The organism is Chromobacterium sp. W521, assembly GCF_052805975.1.
Map to the genome: position 1 here is coordinate 57046 of NZ_JBRBAF010000001.1, position 14196 is coordinate 71241.

Genomic DNA, 14196 nt, shown 5'->3' on the forward strand with positions numbered 1-14196 from the left:
CCGCGTCAGCGGGCTGTCTGACGCGCGCCGCGCGCCGAGGTGCGGCCCGAATTCAAATAGCCGGCAATGTAGTCTTGCGACACTTCGCCGTTATAGCGGCCGTCCCCGTCCAGCACCGGCATCCAGGTCAGGTTGTGCTCGTACAAGCGGGACAGCACCACGCGCAGGTTCTCGCCCGCCGCCGCGGTCACGCTCACCGGCTTGATCTTGTCCGCGCACACGCCGTCCGCGCCGCGCGCGTCGCGGCGACGGACAAAGCCCAGCGGCTGGCCGTCTTCGTCCACCACGGTCAAATGCAACAGGTCGTTGTCGTCCATCAGGGCGTAAGCGGCCGCCAGCGGCGTATCCAGCCGGGCGGTCAGCGTTTCCTGCTGATCGGCCACTTCGCCGGCCTGCACCAGCAGCAGGCGCTTGAGCGTGCGGTCCTGGCCAACGAAGCTGGCGACGAAATCGTCCGCGGGACGCGCCAGAATCTCGTCGGATCCGGCGCACTGCACCATGCGGCCCTGACGGAACACCGCGATGCGGTCTCCCAGCTTGATCGCTTCGTCGATATCGTGGCTGACCAGCATCACGGTCTTGCCCAGCTGCCGCTGCATTTGCAGGAACTCGTTCTGGATCTGCTCACGGTTGATCGGGTCCACCGCGCCAAAGGGTTCGTCCATCAGCAAGACCGGCGCGTCGGCCGCCAGCGCGCGGATCACGCCGATGCGCTGTTGCTGGCCGCCGGACATCTCGCGCGGATAACGCTGCAGGAAGCGGTTGGGATCCAGGGCCACCATACTCATCAGTTCGCGCGCGCGCTCGCGGCAGCGCTTCTTGTCCCAGCCCAGCATCCGCGGCACCACGGTGATGTTGTCCTCAATGGTCATATTGGGGAACAGGCCGATTTGCTGGATCACGTAGCCGATCTGGCGGCGCAGCGTCACGCTGTCGATGCCGGCGGTGTCCTCGCCGTTGATCAAGACCTTGCCGGACGTGGGTTCGATCAAGCGGTTGATCATTTTCATCGTGGTGGTCTTGCCGCAGCCGGACGGGCCCAACAACACGCAGATCTCGCCTTCCGGCACATGCAGATTGACATTGTCCACCGCCTGGAAGACCTGGCCGTTTTTCTGGGTAAATTGCTTGCAGAGGTTTTGCAGTTCAATCATCAACGAATTCCTTTCGGGGTCAGCGCGCGCTGAGCGCGCAGCAGCAACCAATCCATCGCGACGGCGAGCACGCTCACCGCCACCGCGCCGGCAATCAGCTTGCGAATGTCGCTCTGGCTGATGCCGTGCAATATCAGAGTGCCCAAGCCGCCGGCGCCGACGATGGCGGCTATCGCCATCACGCCGATGTTCAGCACCACCGCGGTGCGGATGCCGGCAAAGATCAGCGGCGTGGCCAGCGGCAGTTCCACCCAGCGCAAGCGCTGCCAGAAGGTCAGCCCCAAGCCGCGGCCGGCCTCGCGCACGCCGGGTTCAAGATGCGTCAGCGCGGTATGGGTGTTGCGCACGATGGGCAACAGGGAATACAGGAAGGCGGCGGTGATGGCCGGCACCGCGCCAATGCCCTGCCCGATCATGGAAAACAGCGGCACCATCAAGCCGAACAAGGCGATGGCCGGAATGGTCAGCACCACGGTGGCCAGGCCCAGCACCAGGCCGGCCAGCGCCTGGAAGCGCACGATCAGCACGCCCAAAGGCACGCCCAGCAGCACCGCCAGCCCAACGGCGATGCCCACCAGTCTCAGGTGCTGCTCGGCCAAAATCGCGATTTGCGGCAGGTTTTGCCAGATGAACTGGCAGGTTTGCAATAGGGTTTCCATGCGGCCTCCTTTAGATCAGGCCGCGCTGGCGCAGGAACTCGCTGGCGACTTCCTTCACCGGACGGTGTTCGATGTCCACCTTGGCGTTGAGCTCGGACATGGTGTCGTTGTCCAGCAACGCCGCCAGCTTGTTCAGTTCATCGGCGAGGCCGGGGTTGCGCTCCAGCGTGTCGCGGCGCACCACCGGCGTGGCGGCGTAGGCCGGGAAATAACCCATGTCGTCCTGCAGCACCACCAGATCAAAGCCTTTTACGCGGCCGTCGGTGGTGTAGACCAGGCCGGCGTCGACGAAGCCGTCGCGGATGGCGTTGTACACCAGGCCCGGATCCATCTGGCGGATTTGCGGACGGCTCAACTCCATGCCGTAGAGCTGCTCCATCGGCTTGAGGCCGTCAGGACGTCCGGCGAACTCCATGTCGAAACCCAACTGCCAGCGCTTGGAGCCGCCGTTGTTTTCATTGACCCGCCGCGCCAGATCGGACAGCGTGCGCACGCCCTCGGCCTCGGCGCGCTCGCGTTTCATCGCCAGCGCGTAGGTGTTGTTGAGCGGAGCCGGGTTCAGCCAGATCAACCCCAGGGGCTCGTCCAGCTTCTTGACCGTGGCGTAAGCCTCCTCGTTGCTCATTTTCTTCTGGATGCCGTGATGAATGATCAGGCCGGTGCCAGTGTAGTCCCACACCAGATCCAGTTGGCGGTTCTCCAGCGCGTTGCGCAGGATCACCGTCGCCAGGTCCGCCTTTTGCGTGACCTGGTAACCCTTGCTGCCCAGATACTGCGTGGTGATATCGGACAGCAGGTGCTGTTCGGTGAAGTTCTTGCTGCCCAACACCAGGCCGGCGGCAAAGGCCGGCGCGGCGCTCAGCAAGGCCGCCAGCGTCAGCGCGCGGCGCGCCAGCTTGCGCCAGGGCGAGAAGAAAAGTGCTTGTGTCATAGATGTCCTCCGTGCGAGCGCCCGCCGGAACGGGCGACAGGGGGGTATTCGAATCAGGCCAGGCCGCGGGCGGCGGCCAGACGGCCCAAACCGGCCAGCGTCATGTCCAGCGTCAGCGCGATCAGCGCGGTGCCGCCGGCGCCCAGCAGCAGCGCGGTATGGTTGTTCAGATAGATGCCTGGGAAGATCAGCTCGCCGTAGCTGCTGGCGCCGATCAGGAAGGCCAGCGGCGCGGTGCCCACGTTCAAGGCCAGCGCCACCCGCACGCCGGTCAGTATCACCGGCAAGGCGTTGGGCAGTTCCACCCGCCACAACCGTTGACGCGGGGTCATGCCCAGCGCGTCGGCGGCTTCCAGCAGCGCCGGCTGCAGGCCGGCCAGGCCGGCGTAGGTGTTGCGCACAATGGGCAGCAATGACGCCAGGAACAGCGCCACGATGGCCGGCGCGTCGCCGATGCCGATCAGGGCCATCGCCAGCGCCAACACCGCCATGGGCGGCAACGTGTTGCCGATATTGAAAATCTGCATCCAGTGCTCGGCGCTGCCCCGCAGCCGCTGGCGGCTGAGCAACACGCCGCTGGGCAAGCCCACGGCCAGGGCCAGCGCCATGGAGACGCCCACCAGATAAAGATGTTGCCGGCCCAGGTAGATCAGATCTTCCCGGTACTCGGTCCATACGGCTGGGCTTACACCGTAAATCAATCCCGCCGCCGCTACGGCGACCAGGATCAGCCCGATCATGCTGCGCTTGCTAAACGCTCTTTTGTGCATCTGCGTCCTCCTTGGCGAAAGCAATGGCCGGCAAGGCCACGGCGATCCGCTGTAATGATCGCGACAACTAGAGAGCTGCCAGTAAATAGACATCCGGCGCGGGCCGGACATGAGGTGCGTTTAAACGCGAGGCTCGACGGCGCGAAACCGTCGATTTTGAGTGGCGCGGTGTGCGCCTGATGAAAAACCTAATAAGTTATAACACTGTTTGTATCGAACATGCAAATTTTCTAATGTTCACGACAACACTTAAAGAGCAAGGGCAAAGCATTGAAAAAGCAATCTTTCTTTTTGTTCACATCAAACAAAATAGATAATTTGGCCGCTCTCCTTCGCCCAGCCCTATAAGGTACGCGCGCGTTGGCCCGCCCGCGCCGTCCCAACGGCCACTTGCCGCCGCCCGGCCCCGAAGCCAGAATGCGCTGTTTCGTCCGTTGCAACAATCACGGCAAAAAATATGGATCGATTGCATTTGATGACTGTATTCATCGCGGTGGCGGAAGCGGAAAGCTTCGCCGGCGCGGCGCGTAAACTGGGCATGTCGCCGCCGGCGGCTACGCGCGCGGTGGCGGCGTTGGAGGCGCGGCTGCAAGCCCGCCTGCTCAACCGCAGCACGCGGCATGTGCGCGTTACCGAGGCCGGCCAGCGCTATCTGGAAGACGCTCGCCGTGTGATCGCCGCGGCGGACGAGGCCGACGAAGCCGCCTCCGGCGGGAATGCGCCGCCGCGCGGCTTGCTGACCATCACCGCGCCGGCGCTGTTCGGCCTGCGCTACGTGATGCCTGGGATCAACGACTACCTGCTGCGCCATCCCGAGGTGACGGTGGACGCCTTGCTGCTGGACCGCGTGGTCAACCTTCTGGAAGAAGGCGTGGACGTGGCCGTCCGCATCGGCGATTTGCCGGACTCCAACCTGAACGCTCTGCGCGTAGGCCAAGTGCGGCGGGTGGTCTGCGCGGCGCCGGCCTATCTCGCTGAACGCGGCGCGCCGCGCTCGCCGGCGGACTTGCTGCGGCACTCGCTGATCGCCTCTCGCGGCGTGGGCTCCAGCCACGAATGGCGTTTCAGCGACGGCGGCAAACCGCTGAGCGTGCGTCTCAAGCCCAGGCTCACCGTCAGCAACAACGAGGCGGCCATCGCCGCGGCGGTGGCGGGCCTGGGCCTTATCCGCCTGCTGTCTTACCAAGTGGCGCCGCAATTGGCCGCCGGCCAATTGCAACAGGTGCTGGCCGAATACGACGACGCCAGCCAGCCCATCCACATCCTGCATCAAGAAGGCAGACTGGCCTCGGCCAAAACCCGGACCTTCATCGACTTGATGGCGGAGCGGCTGCGCGGCCACCCCGAGCTTCGCTAAGAGCCTGTTCAAAGCCTCGCGAGCAAGGGTGAGACAAGGCGAAAACGGCTGAGAAAGCGGAATGTACAAGTGGTACATCAGCATTTCGAAGCGGGTTTCAACGCCGTATCGCCGACGCGCAGCAGATTGAAAACAGGTTCTAACATACGCCATCGCCTCTCTTCTCACTCGTTCAAGGAGACCTACCCATGTTGACCCCGCTTAAGGATAAAAGCGTACTCATCACCGGCGGCACCGCCGGCATCGGCCTGGGCCTGGCCCGGGCTTTCGCCCGCGCCGGCGCGCGCGTGGCCATCAGCGGCCGCAGCCGGGACAAGCTGGACGCCGCGCTGGCCCTCCTGCGCGCCGAAGGCCTGAACGCGTCCGGCCATATCGCCGACGTGGGCCGCCCCGAGGATGCCGCCCGCCTGATGGCGGACACCGCGACGCAAAACGGCTTGGACGTGCTGTGCTGCAATGCTGGCGTGTTCCCGTCCGCGCCGCTGGAGAGCATGAGCGCGGAGGAGTGGGACCAGGTGCAGCACACCAATGTGCGCGGTAACTTCCTCTGCGTGCAGGCGGCGCTGCCCTATCTGCGTCAAGCTGAATACGGCCGCGTCATCCTGACCTCCTCCATCACCGGCCCGGTCACCGGCTACGCCGGCTGGAGCCATTACGGCGCCAGCAAGGCGGCGCAACTGGGCTTCATGCGCAGCGCGGCGCTGGAGCTGGCGCGTGACGACATCACCATCAACGCGGTGCTGCCGGGCAATGTGCTGACCGAAGGTTTGCGCGAGCTGGGCGAGGACTACCTGGACAAAATGGCCGCGGCGGTGCCGCTGCGGCGGCTGGGCAGCGTCGACGACATCGCCAACGCCGCGCTGTTCTTCGCCAGCAAGGAGGCGGGATTCATCACCGGGCAGACCCTGATCGTTGACGGAGGCCAGGTCTTGCCGGAGTCGCTGGACGCGCTGGCCGGCTAGCCCTGATAGACATCCGGCCGGTGCAGCTCCATATAGCGTTCCGGATGCTCCAGCGCGGCGAAGCCGAACGGCCGGTACACCGGATGCGCGTTGGAAGTCACCAATACGATGCGCCGCAGCCTGGCCAAGGCCGGCTCGGCGGCGACGCATTGCATCAACTGGCGCGCATAACCCCGCCCGCGGCATTCCGGCACCACGAACACATCGCATAGATAACCGAAGGTGGCCAGATCGGTCACCACGCGGGCAAAGCCCACCTGCCGTCCGTCCAGATACGCGCCGAAGCACAGCGAGCCTGCGATCGCCTGCTCCACGGTGGCGCGAGGAATGCCCTTCGCCCAGGGGGCGTGATCATGCAGAAAAGCGTGGATCAGCGCCACGTCCAGCCTGTGCTTGTCGGTGGAGATGTCCAGTTCCGGCTTTCTCATCGCGGCGCGGCTCCCTTGCTCAGGTGGACCCGCGCCAGCCAAGCGCGCAAGACGCCCAGTTTGCCCGCGTAGGTGTTCAGCGCCAGCGCCGCCACGATCAAGGCCGACGCGACGATGCTGAGCGCGTCGTAGCGCTCGTTCAGGATCAGATAGCCGCCCAGCAGGCCGAACACCGGGCTGAGCAGCGAAAACGGCGCCACCAGCGTGGCCGGATACAGGCTGAGCAGTTTGCCCCAACTGCCCAGCGCGAACAGCGTGCCGATCAAGGCCAGGAACAACAGCGCCAGCGTGGCGGTCCAGCCGAAGCCGGCCAACGCGGCCCAAGCCGCCGCCGGGCCGCCCTCCAGCGCGAAGGACAGCAGCAGCAGAGGCAGCGGCGGCACCAGGCTCATCCATACGGTAAAGGCGAACATGTCCACTTTACCGGCCCGCTTGAGCTCCACATTGCCCCAGGCGAAGCCGGCCGAGCCGATCAAGGCCAGCGCCAGCGGCAGCAAGGGCAAGGCGTCATGATAACGAGCGTAGCCCAATAGCAGCACGCCCAGCAGCGCCAGCGCCATCACCGCCTTTTGCAACCTGGATCGCGTCTCGCCCAGCAACAGGCTGGCCAACAGCAAAGTGATGAACACCTGCAACTGGGCCAGCACTGACACGATGCCGGCCGGCATGCCCAGCTTGATGGCGGAGAACAGACAGGCGAACTGGATCACCCCCAGGCACAGCCCGGCTCGCAAATACCAGCGCCAGGGCAAGGGCGGCCGCGAAAACCACCAGGCCCCGGCGGCGAACACCACCACGAAGCGCAAGGCCGCCAGCAAAAGCGGCGGGCACTCGGTCAAGCCTATCTTCACCACGATGAAGCTGAGGCCCCAGATGGCCGCCACCAGCACCGCCAGCAATACGTGTCCTATCTTCATGATGTCGTCGCCTCTTGCTCCAGCGCGGCGATCGCGCGCCGGCAAGCTTTCAGGAAAAAATCCAACTCCGTCTCCGCCACGTTCAGCGGCGGCAGCAAGCGCAACGCGGCGGCGTCGTGGGCCGCCGGCGCCGTCAGCGCGCCTTCTTGCAGCAATTGCAACCACAGCAGGCCGGCCGCGCCCTCGCCCAGCCGCTCTTGCGCCGCCGGGCCGGCGCGCAGCGCCAGCATCAATCCCACGCCCTCCAGCTCAAAGCCCTCCAGCCCGGCTCCGCGCCAGCGTCGCCGCAAAGCTTCGCCGCGCTCCCGCGCCCGCGCCGGCGCGTCCAATTGGCGCAGCAGGCTCAGCATGCGCAGTCCGCAGCACAACGCCAGCCGGTTGCCCCCAAAGGTGGAACCGTGGATCTTGGCGCAGCCGGGCCGGGCGAACACCGCCTGGTAAATATCTTCGCGAAACAACAGCGCCGACACCGGCAGCACGCCGCCGCTCAGGCCCTTGGCCGCAATCAGCATATCCGGCGCCGGCGCGCCCAGCGCCTGGTAAGCAAACCAGGCGCCGCCGCGGCCCAGGCCGGACAAGGCCTCGTCGTAAATCAGCCGCGCGCCGTGGCGGCGGCACAGTTCAGCCAGCTCCGACAAGGCCTCGCCGCGCCAAGCGCGGGCCCCGGCACTGCCCTGCACCGGCTCCAACAGCACCGCGGCCACGTCGCCGCGCGCCAGTTCGGCAGCAGCCGCGGCCAGATCGCCCCAGGGCAGCACCGCGCAGTCCTCGCTCCTTGGCAGCCCCTGCCGCCAGAAATCGCTGCCCGCCAGGCTGGTGGCCTCCAGCGTAAGACCGTGAAAGCCGCCGTCGAAACTCAGCGCGCGCCGGCGGCCGCTGGCCATGCGCGCCAGCTTCAGCGCGCCCTCAACCGCCTCGGCGCCGGTGCTGGCGAACAGGGCCTTGCCGTCGGCGAAGCCTGCTAGCGCCAGCAGTTCCGCCGCCAGATCGCCGGCCAAGGCGGAAAACCCCAGCGGATGGAGATTGGGCGCGGGATCGAACAGGTCTTCGGCCAAGCCGGCCAGCAAGGCTTGCGGCCGATGGCCCAATACCGCCGCGCCGTAGCCGGCGACGAAGTCCAGCCAACGCCGGCCGTCCTCCAGCCGCAGCCAGCAGCCCTCTGCCTCCAGCGGCCGGGCGTCCAGCCCGCATTGCCGCAACACGTCCAGCCAAGCCGGGTTGACGCTGGCCGCGTAGGCCGTTTGCGTCGCCTCGCGCTCAGCCGGCGACGGCATAACTGTCCAGCGAGCAGACGGCCAGTTGCGACTGCGGGCCGTAAAAATCCGCCACCTGGTCCATCGCCCGCAGATTGAGCTCCAGCAGATACGCCAGATTGGCTAGCGCGCGCTGCTGCGTCAGCGGCGACAAGGCGCTGATTTCGCGGAAAAACAGCCGCGACAACGCCGCGTGATTAAGCTCGACGTTGAGATCGTCGTGGCGCTTGGCCACGCGCTGGTAATCGGCGCGAAACTCCACCAGCGATTCCAGCCGCTCGTGCACCGGGTTGTCCACGCCCAGCATGCCCTCGGTCACCATGATGGAGCTCAGATAGCCGATGGGATCGTAGCGGCCCAGCACGGTGAAGGCGTCGACATAGGCCTGAAACAGCGGCAACGGCAATGCCTGATCCAGCCAGGCCGGCGGCACCCCCAACGCTTCGCAGGTGGCGCGCTCGTAGACCTCGTGGCCCAGCTCTTCCTGGAAGTAACGGTAAACGCGTTGCTTCAGCGGGCTGCGCAGCCGCTTGGTCATCAACGGCGCGATGATTTCGACGAAGCGCTGAGTGACATGGTATTGCTCGATGAACAAGCCTTGCACCAAGGGACCGAAGCCGGCGTCCTCGGCGTTCACCCGGCTTACGTAGCGCGATTCGCCCAGCTGAGCCAGGCCGTCCAGCGCAAACTGCTCGGCGCGACGCATGAAGTTGACGCCGCTGTCCACCGTGGACGCCGGCTCCCGGCTGAGCAGCCTACGCCGCGCCTGAGACTTGGGCGCCAGCAGCAGCAAGTCCGCCAGGCACAGCAAATAGGCTTCCAGGTGCGCCGGGCAGTAGAAGCCGTCGCTGGCGGGGTCTTCCTCCGCGCGAGCCTCCCGGCGGCTGAGCCCGACAAAGCCGGCGCCGTCGGCAAAGCCGTTGAGCACCCGCCGCCACAGCGTCAGCGCCTGCGGCAGGTTTTCGGCCAGATACAGCTTTTGCAGGTAGAAGGTTTGCAGCGCGAAATTGTCACGCCACTCCGGCGCGCCCACATCGTCAATGCAAAAAGCGTCGGCCCGCGGCGCCGGCTCATCCAGCAAGCGCAGCATGCTCAGCACCACCGGCGCGTAAGCGCCGCGCGCGTCCGCGGCGGTGGCCGCCAACAACTTGTCTACGCAGCGCCGGATCATCTCGCTCCACTGCCTGCGCTGCCGCTCCAGCGCCGCCGGGTCCGCCGGCGCGTCCCGGATCAGCGACAAGGCGTCCAGTTGCTCCGCCAGCGACAGCTGCCAGGACGGCGCCGAACCGGCGTGGATGTCAAACCAAATCTCCGCGTCCGGATTGGCCATGGCCAGCACGCTGTCCAGCACCCGGCCGCCTTCCACGCCGGAAAACTGGATTTCGTACTCCTTGGCGTCCGCCGCCAGCACCACGGTCTGGCCGTCGTCGGCCAGGTGAGCGCTGAACGGCACCAGATGCGGCGCGCGATAATGGGTGACTTGCCAGGCTTCCATCGCTCTCTCCTTGACTGCCGTCTCGGGGGCTACTGCGGGGGCTTACAAATACAGCCGCGGCATCAAGGCGTCCGGCCGGCTGTAGTAATCAACGATTTCCTCATCCTGCAACGCCATGGTTTCTATGGTCAGCACCAGGTTTTTCTCCACTACCAGCTGCTCCTCGCGGCTGATGGCGCTGATGTCCTGCAACAACTCTGCGGTGATGTCGTCGTGCCCCAGCGTGTCGTTTAGGTAGGCGTGGCGCAGCAGCGGCTCCCAAAAGCCCTTGTCCAGCCCGGCGCGCTCGCAGCAACGCACCAGCGCGCGGTTGAACTCGTCGCCGGGCATTTCGAACAGAAACAACACACTCTTGAACGACAACAAATGCTGACGCGCGAACACGCCCAGCGCCGCGCACAAGGCGAAGGTGGACGGCAGCGGCTGCAGGTGGTCCAGCCCTTCCACCTCCATATCCACGCTCGCCAGGCTTTCCGCCAGCATCTGGTCGTGATCCAGTTCCGACACCAGGAAGCGCTGGATGCTGCGCTGATTCTGCCGGCTGTCCGCGTGCGACAGCGCCGAAGCGATCAGGCCCGGCGCCGCGCGCACCAGATAGTAATACTCCAGCGCGTAGCCGATCAGCACATTGCGCGGCGCGCTGCCGTCGGACAACATGCCGTAAAGCCGGGAATGGCCGCGCTTGCGCATCGCCCGCTGCGCCAAGTTGCGCAGCCGGGTGTTGAATTCGCAGCCGGACAGCGCGTCGTCCGGCAATTCAAAGCTCGCCTCGGTCACCAGGCCCAGGCGGTCCAGCTCTTCCAGCAGACCGGGGATCGTCCCCGCCAGTTCGGGATGCGCGGCGCGCAACGCGGCCATGCTGGCCGGCGCGCGCTGCAGGTCGTCTAGCAAGGCCAGTAATTGCAGACGGCCTTCGTCGGCCACTTGCAAATCGCAGGACTGCTCGCGGTACAGCAAGGCCACGCCGCCGTCCTGCTGCTGGATTTCCACCCCAGGCCGCAGCGCCGGAAAGCGGAACAGGTCATGGGTGCCGGGTCCGTGCATATTGCCTCCTCAGTAGTGCTCGATGCGGCGCAGCAAGGTGTCGGCGTGCAGATAGTGCCGCCAGACCGCGCTGTAGAAAGCGTCGTAAAGTTCGACGAACAAATGGGTTTGCGCCAACAAGCGCCGTGCCGTTTCCTGATCCACCACCGGAATCTGCGCGAATATCTTGCGGGTCAGGCTGCCGTGCTCGCCCTTCAGATTGATGTCCGAGTGCGCCTTCACCGGGCGCAGAAACTCCGCGTCCACGCCCAAACGGTAGGCGGCGTCCAGGAAGGAGTCCTGACGAATGTCCTTGCCTTCCAGAATGCCCAGCGTGGTGAAGAAGAACAGCGGATCGTTGTGCGACCAATACGCCAGCGCGTTGCACAGCGCCATGGTCTGCGGCAGCGGCACGGTGTGCGCCAGATCCTCGCGGCTGACGCCGATGCGGTTCAAGGCCTGCAACAGCAGCTCGTCGTGGCCATATTCCTCGGCGAAGAAAGCGTTCATCGCCAGCCGCACCTGAGTATTGGGCACATAGGACAGCACCGGCGCGTCGAAATAGCTTTCGCGGAACAAAAAGTGATAGTTTTCAATCACCATGCCATGGAACACCCGCTCCGGGATGTCCCCCGGCTGGCTGGCGTTCTGGCAGTGAGTCCAGAATGGATTGCGGTACAGCGTTTGGTACAACAGGCGGTTGGACAGGTCCTCCACCTCCAGCAGCACCTCCAGCCCAGTCTTGCCTCGGGCCGGCGCCAGCGGGCGGATGACACCGTAGTTTTCCAGGCTAACCAGCAGACGCCGCACTTCGTCGGCGGATTGACGCGGCAGAAGGCGCTCCGCGTCCAACTGGCTGCAGCCCCCGGCCAGCCTAGCCATCAGCGCGCTGACCTCCTCCGCGTTGGCTAGGCCCGCGGAAATTTCCAACTCCTCGTCGCCGGCGGTCTTGACCACCAGCGGCGTCTGCGAAATGACCTCGCCGTTCAGGCAAAAATGGAGATCGGACGGATGGGACACGAGGACGTCTCCTCTGAAAGATAAGCGCGGCCGCCGGCAAGCCGGCGGCGCGGAATCCGGGTCGGTCAGGGCTTTACGCCTGAAACGGCAGCCCCGCGATACCCGATTACAAGTGAACCGGTACCAGGACCGGACGCGGATTGCGGGGTTTGACCACGACCACCGCTTCTTGCGTGCTGGCTTGCATTTGGCTCTCCTTGGCTTAAGAGAAAACAAAAACGCCCTTTTGCAGGCTCTCCTATCTTATGCCTGTCGCCGCACCGCAGAAACGGCAAAAAACTGACACAAATAACTGTTTTTAAATGAGGTTTTTAAAATAAAGCGACGCCATCGAAACGGCGCATTGCGAATGCGGACGCGCCCGCGCCGCAGCGCACGATTGACGCCGGGCGAACAATCTATATGCTGGCAAAGTCTTCCGTTCCCTCCTCGGCCGCCGTTCCCTGCGTTGAACTCCACCCAAACGCATGTCGGTTCGCCAAACGGCGGGAATTGGACAGATAAACAAATAGAAAGCCCTAAAGGGCCTGCCAAGCACTCTCGAAGAAGGCGCTCGCCGCCCTTCATCGCTCTGCAAATAGGGAAATAGAAATGAAAATGACCCAACCGAAACTGTTGGCCGCGGCCTGCTGCGCCGCTTTCGCCGTATCCGTTCAGGCCGCCGGCACCCTGGTTTACTGTTCCGAAGCCAGCCCGGACGGTTTCGATTCCGCCCAGTTCACCTCCGGCACCACCTTCGACGCCGCCGGCCACGCCATGTTCGACCGCCTGGTGGGCTTTGAAAAAGGCTCGACCAAGGCCATTCCCAGCCTGGCCACCTCCTGGAGCGCCTCGCCGGACGGCAAGATCTACACCTTCAAGCTGCGCCAGGGCGTGAAGTTCCACACCACCGACTATTTCAAGCCGACGCGCGACTTCAACGCCGACGACGTGGTGTTCACCTTCATGCGCATGTTCGACAAGAACCACCCCTTCCGCAAAGCCTACAACACGGAATTCCCTTACGCGGTGGACACCGGCCTGGCCAGCAACGTCAGCGCGGTGGAAAAAGTGGACGCGCAAACGGTGCGCTTCGTGCTGAAGGAGCCGGACGCCGACCTGGCGATCAAGATCGCCATGCCCTTCGCCTCCATCCTGTCCGCGGAATACGCCGACCAACTGCTCAAGGCCGGCCGCGCCGCCGACATCAACCAAAAGCCGGTGGGCACCGGCCCCTTCATCTTCAAGCGCTACCAGAAAGACGCGCAAATCCGCTACGCCGGCAACAAGGCGTACTGGGACAAGGGCGCGGTCAAGGTGGACAATCTGGTGTTCGCCATCGCCACCGATCCCTCGGTGCGCTACCAGAAGATGAAAGCCGGCGAGTGCCAGATCATGTCCTACCCGCGCCCCAGCGATCTGGCGGTGATGAAGACCGACCCCAAGCTGAAGATGCTGACCGCGCCCGGCTTCAATATCGGCTACCTCAGCTACAACATGGACAAGCCGCAGCTGAAAAAACGCGAGGTGCGTCAAGCGCTGGACATGGCGATCAACCGCCAGGCCATCATAGACGCGGTCTACCAGGGCCAAGGCCAGGCCGCCAGCAATCCGTTCCCGTCCTCGCTGTGGTCCTACAACAAGAGCCTGAAGAACGCGCCCTACAATGTGGCCGCCGCCAAGGCGCTGCTGGCCAAGGCCGGTTACCCCAACGGCTTCGAGCTCAGCCTATGGGCGATGCCGGTGCAACGGCCGTACAACCCCAACGCCAAGCTGATGGCGGAGATGATCCAGTCCGACTGGGCCAAGATAGGCGTGAAGGCCAAGATCGTGTCCTATGAATGGGGCGAATACCTGAAGCGGATGAAGCGCGGCGAGCACGACGCCGGCCTGATGGGCTGGACCGGCGACTACGCCAGCCCGGACAACTTCCTGGGCGTGCTGCTCAGTTGCGAGGCGGTGAACGGTTCCAACTACTCGCGCTACTGCGACAAAGAGTTCGACACGCTCGTGGTCAAGGCGCGCACCCTGAACGATCAGGCCGAACGCGCCAAGCTGTACTCGCAGGCGCAAACCATCTTCAAACGCGACCTGCCGTGGACCACCATCGCCCACTCCATCGTCAACCAGCCTATGCGCAAGGAAGTGACCGGCTTCAAGATCAGCCCGTTCGGAGACTATGAGTTTACCGGCGTTAGCGTGAAGTAAGCCTCTACAGGGCGCCGCCGGGCGGCGCCCTAAAACTCAT

13 protein-coding genes are annotated in these 14196 nt (G+C 64.8%); 3 read left to right on the forward strand and 10 right to left on the reverse strand.

Annotation, left to right across the window (positions count from 1 at the left end; translation table 11 throughout):
• Window positions 1-5: 5 nt before the first annotated feature.
• From ACUXV1_RS00245 to ACUXV1_RS00260, 4 genes are read right to left on the reverse strand one after another with little or no spacing between them, the layout of a single operon-like run.
• A complete protein-coding gene (locus tag ACUXV1_RS00245) occupies window positions 6-1154 on the reverse strand; it encodes an osmoprotectant ABC transporter ATP-binding protein OsmV (RefSeq protein WP_043631709.1) in 1149 nt (382 codons plus the stop codon).
• Window positions 1154-1813, reverse strand: coding sequence for an ABC transporter permease (locus tag ACUXV1_RS00250; protein WP_052370254.1), 660 nt, complete (start codon window positions 1811-1813; stop codon window positions 1154-1156). The genes ACUXV1_RS00245 and ACUXV1_RS00250 overlap by 1 nt, the downstream gene beginning before the upstream one ends.
• Before the next feature lie 10 nt (window positions 1814-1823).
• Window positions 1824-2744 (reverse strand): glycine betaine ABC transporter substrate-binding protein, encoded by a 921-nt coding sequence (locus ACUXV1_RS00255; protein WP_446014442.1) that lies wholly within the window; start codon window positions 2742-2744, stop codon window positions 1824-1826.
• A gap of 53 nt (window positions 2745-2797) precedes the next feature.
• The gene (locus tag ACUXV1_RS00260) at window positions 2798-3514 is read right to left on the reverse strand and encodes an ABC transporter permease (RefSeq protein WP_019101917.1); all 717 of its coding nucleotides are present in this window, start codon (window positions 3512-3514) and stop codon (window positions 2798-2800) included.
• A 457-nt stretch (window positions 3515-3971) separates the two neighbouring features.
• On the opposite strand from ACUXV1_RS00260, the gene ACUXV1_RS00265 reads away from it, so the two are divergent.
• On the forward strand, window positions 3972-4871 hold the full coding sequence (locus tag ACUXV1_RS00265) for a LysR family transcriptional regulator (protein WP_446014440.1): 900 nt from the start codon (window positions 3972-3974) through the stop codon (window positions 4869-4871).
• A gap of 188 nt (window positions 4872-5059) precedes the next feature.
• On the forward strand, window positions 5060-5833 hold the full coding sequence (gene fabG, locus ACUXV1_RS00270; RefSeq protein WP_114152941.1) for a 3-oxoacyl-ACP reductase FabG: 774 nt from the start codon (window positions 5060-5062) through the stop codon (window positions 5831-5833).
• On the opposite strand, the gene ACUXV1_RS00275 is transcribed toward fabG, so the two are convergent.
• Genes ACUXV1_RS00275 through ACUXV1_RS00300 form a run of 6 tightly spaced genes read right to left on the reverse strand, consistent with a single transcriptional unit; the run spans window position 5830 to window position 11969 of the window.
• A complete protein-coding gene (locus ACUXV1_RS00275) occupies window positions 5830-6261 on the reverse strand; it encodes a GNAT family N-acetyltransferase (protein ID WP_043590648.1) in 432 nt (143 codons plus the stop codon). The two genes, fabG and ACUXV1_RS00275, sit on opposite strands and share 4 nt — an antisense overlap.
• Window positions 6258-7178, reverse strand: a complete 921-nt coding sequence (locus ACUXV1_RS00280) for an EamA family transporter (protein WP_446014437.1) — start codon at window positions 7176-7178, stop codon at window positions 6258-6260. Before ACUXV1_RS00280 ends, ACUXV1_RS00275 begins: the two co-directional genes overlap by 4 nt.
• Complete coding sequence (locus tag ACUXV1_RS00285; RefSeq protein ID WP_446014435.1) at window positions 7175-8452, reverse strand: aminotransferase class III-fold pyridoxal phosphate-dependent enzyme; 1278 nt, start codon at window positions 8450-8452, stop codon at window positions 7175-7177. The genes ACUXV1_RS00280 and ACUXV1_RS00285 overlap by 4 nt, the downstream gene beginning before the upstream one ends.
• The gene (locus ACUXV1_RS00290; protein ID WP_446014434.1) at window positions 8436-9926 is read right to left on the reverse strand and encodes a hypothetical protein; all 1491 of its coding nucleotides are present in this window, start codon (window positions 9924-9926) and stop codon (window positions 8436-8438) included. The genes ACUXV1_RS00285 and ACUXV1_RS00290 overlap by 17 nt, the downstream gene beginning before the upstream one ends.
• Window positions 9927-9968: 42 nt before the next feature.
• On the reverse strand, window positions 9969-10970 hold the full coding sequence (locus tag ACUXV1_RS00295; RefSeq protein WP_043631698.1) for a hypothetical protein: 1002 nt from the start codon (window positions 10968-10970) through the stop codon (window positions 9969-9971).
• A gap of 9 nt (window positions 10971-10979) precedes the next feature.
• Entirely contained in the window at window positions 10980-11969 is a 990-nt protein-coding gene (locus ACUXV1_RS00300) for an iron-containing redox enzyme family protein (protein WP_337883232.1), read from the reverse strand.
• A gap of 591 nt (window positions 11970-12560) precedes the next feature.
• On the opposite strand from ACUXV1_RS00300, the gene ACUXV1_RS00305 reads away from it, so the two are divergent.
• A complete protein-coding gene (locus tag ACUXV1_RS00305; protein WP_043631694.1) occupies window positions 12561-14156 on the forward strand; it encodes an ABC transporter substrate-binding protein in 1596 nt (531 codons plus the stop codon).
• The last annotated feature ends 40 nt before the right edge of the window (window positions 14157-14196 follow it).

Excerpts from the sequence above, each read along its gene's own strand:
- fabG (WP_114152941.1), top strand. The coding sequence starts at position 5,060 with ATGTTGACCCCGCTTAAGGATAAAAGCGTACTCATCACCGGCGGCACC.
- ACUXV1_RS00290 (WP_446014434.1), bottom strand. The coding sequence starts at position 9,926 with ATGGAAGCCTGGCAAGTCACCCATTATCGCGCGCCGCATCTGGTGCCG.
- ACUXV1_RS00295 (WP_043631698.1), bottom strand. The coding sequence starts at position 10,970 with ATGCACGGACCCGGCACCCATGACCTGTTCCGCTTTCCGGCGCTGCGG.
- ACUXV1_RS00250 (WP_052370254.1), bottom strand. The coding sequence starts at position 1,813 with ATGGAAACCCTATTGCAAACCTGCCAGTTCATCTGGCAAAACCTGCCG.
- ACUXV1_RS00285 (WP_446014435.1), bottom strand. The coding sequence starts at position 8,452 with ATGCCGTCGCCGGCTGAGCGCGAGGCGACGCAAACGGCCTACGCGGCC.
- ACUXV1_RS00265 (WP_446014440.1), top strand. The coding sequence starts at position 3,972 with ATGGATCGATTGCATTTGATGACTGTATTCATCGCGGTGGCGGAAGCG.
- ACUXV1_RS00245 (WP_043631709.1), bottom strand. The coding sequence starts at position 1,154 with ATGATTGAACTGCAAAACCTCTGCAAGCAATTTACCCAGAAAAACGGC.
- ACUXV1_RS00280 (WP_446014437.1), bottom strand. The coding sequence starts at position 7,178 with ATGAAGATAGGACACGTATTGCTGGCGGTGCTGGTGGCGGCCATCTGG.
- ACUXV1_RS00305 (WP_043631694.1), top strand. The coding sequence starts at position 12,561 with ATGAAAATGACCCAACCGAAACTGTTGGCCGCGGCCTGCTGCGCCGCT.
- ACUXV1_RS00255 (WP_446014442.1), bottom strand. The coding sequence starts at position 2,744 with ATGACACAAGCACTTTTCTTCTCGCCCTGGCGCAAGCTGGCGCGCCGC.
- ACUXV1_RS00260 (WP_019101917.1), bottom strand. The coding sequence starts at position 3,514 with ATGCACAAAAGAGCGTTTAGCAAGCGCAGCATGATCGGGCTGATCCTG.
- ACUXV1_RS00275 (WP_043590648.1), bottom strand. The coding sequence starts at position 6,261 with ATGAGAAAGCCGGAACTGGACATCTCCACCGACAAGCACAGGCTGGAC.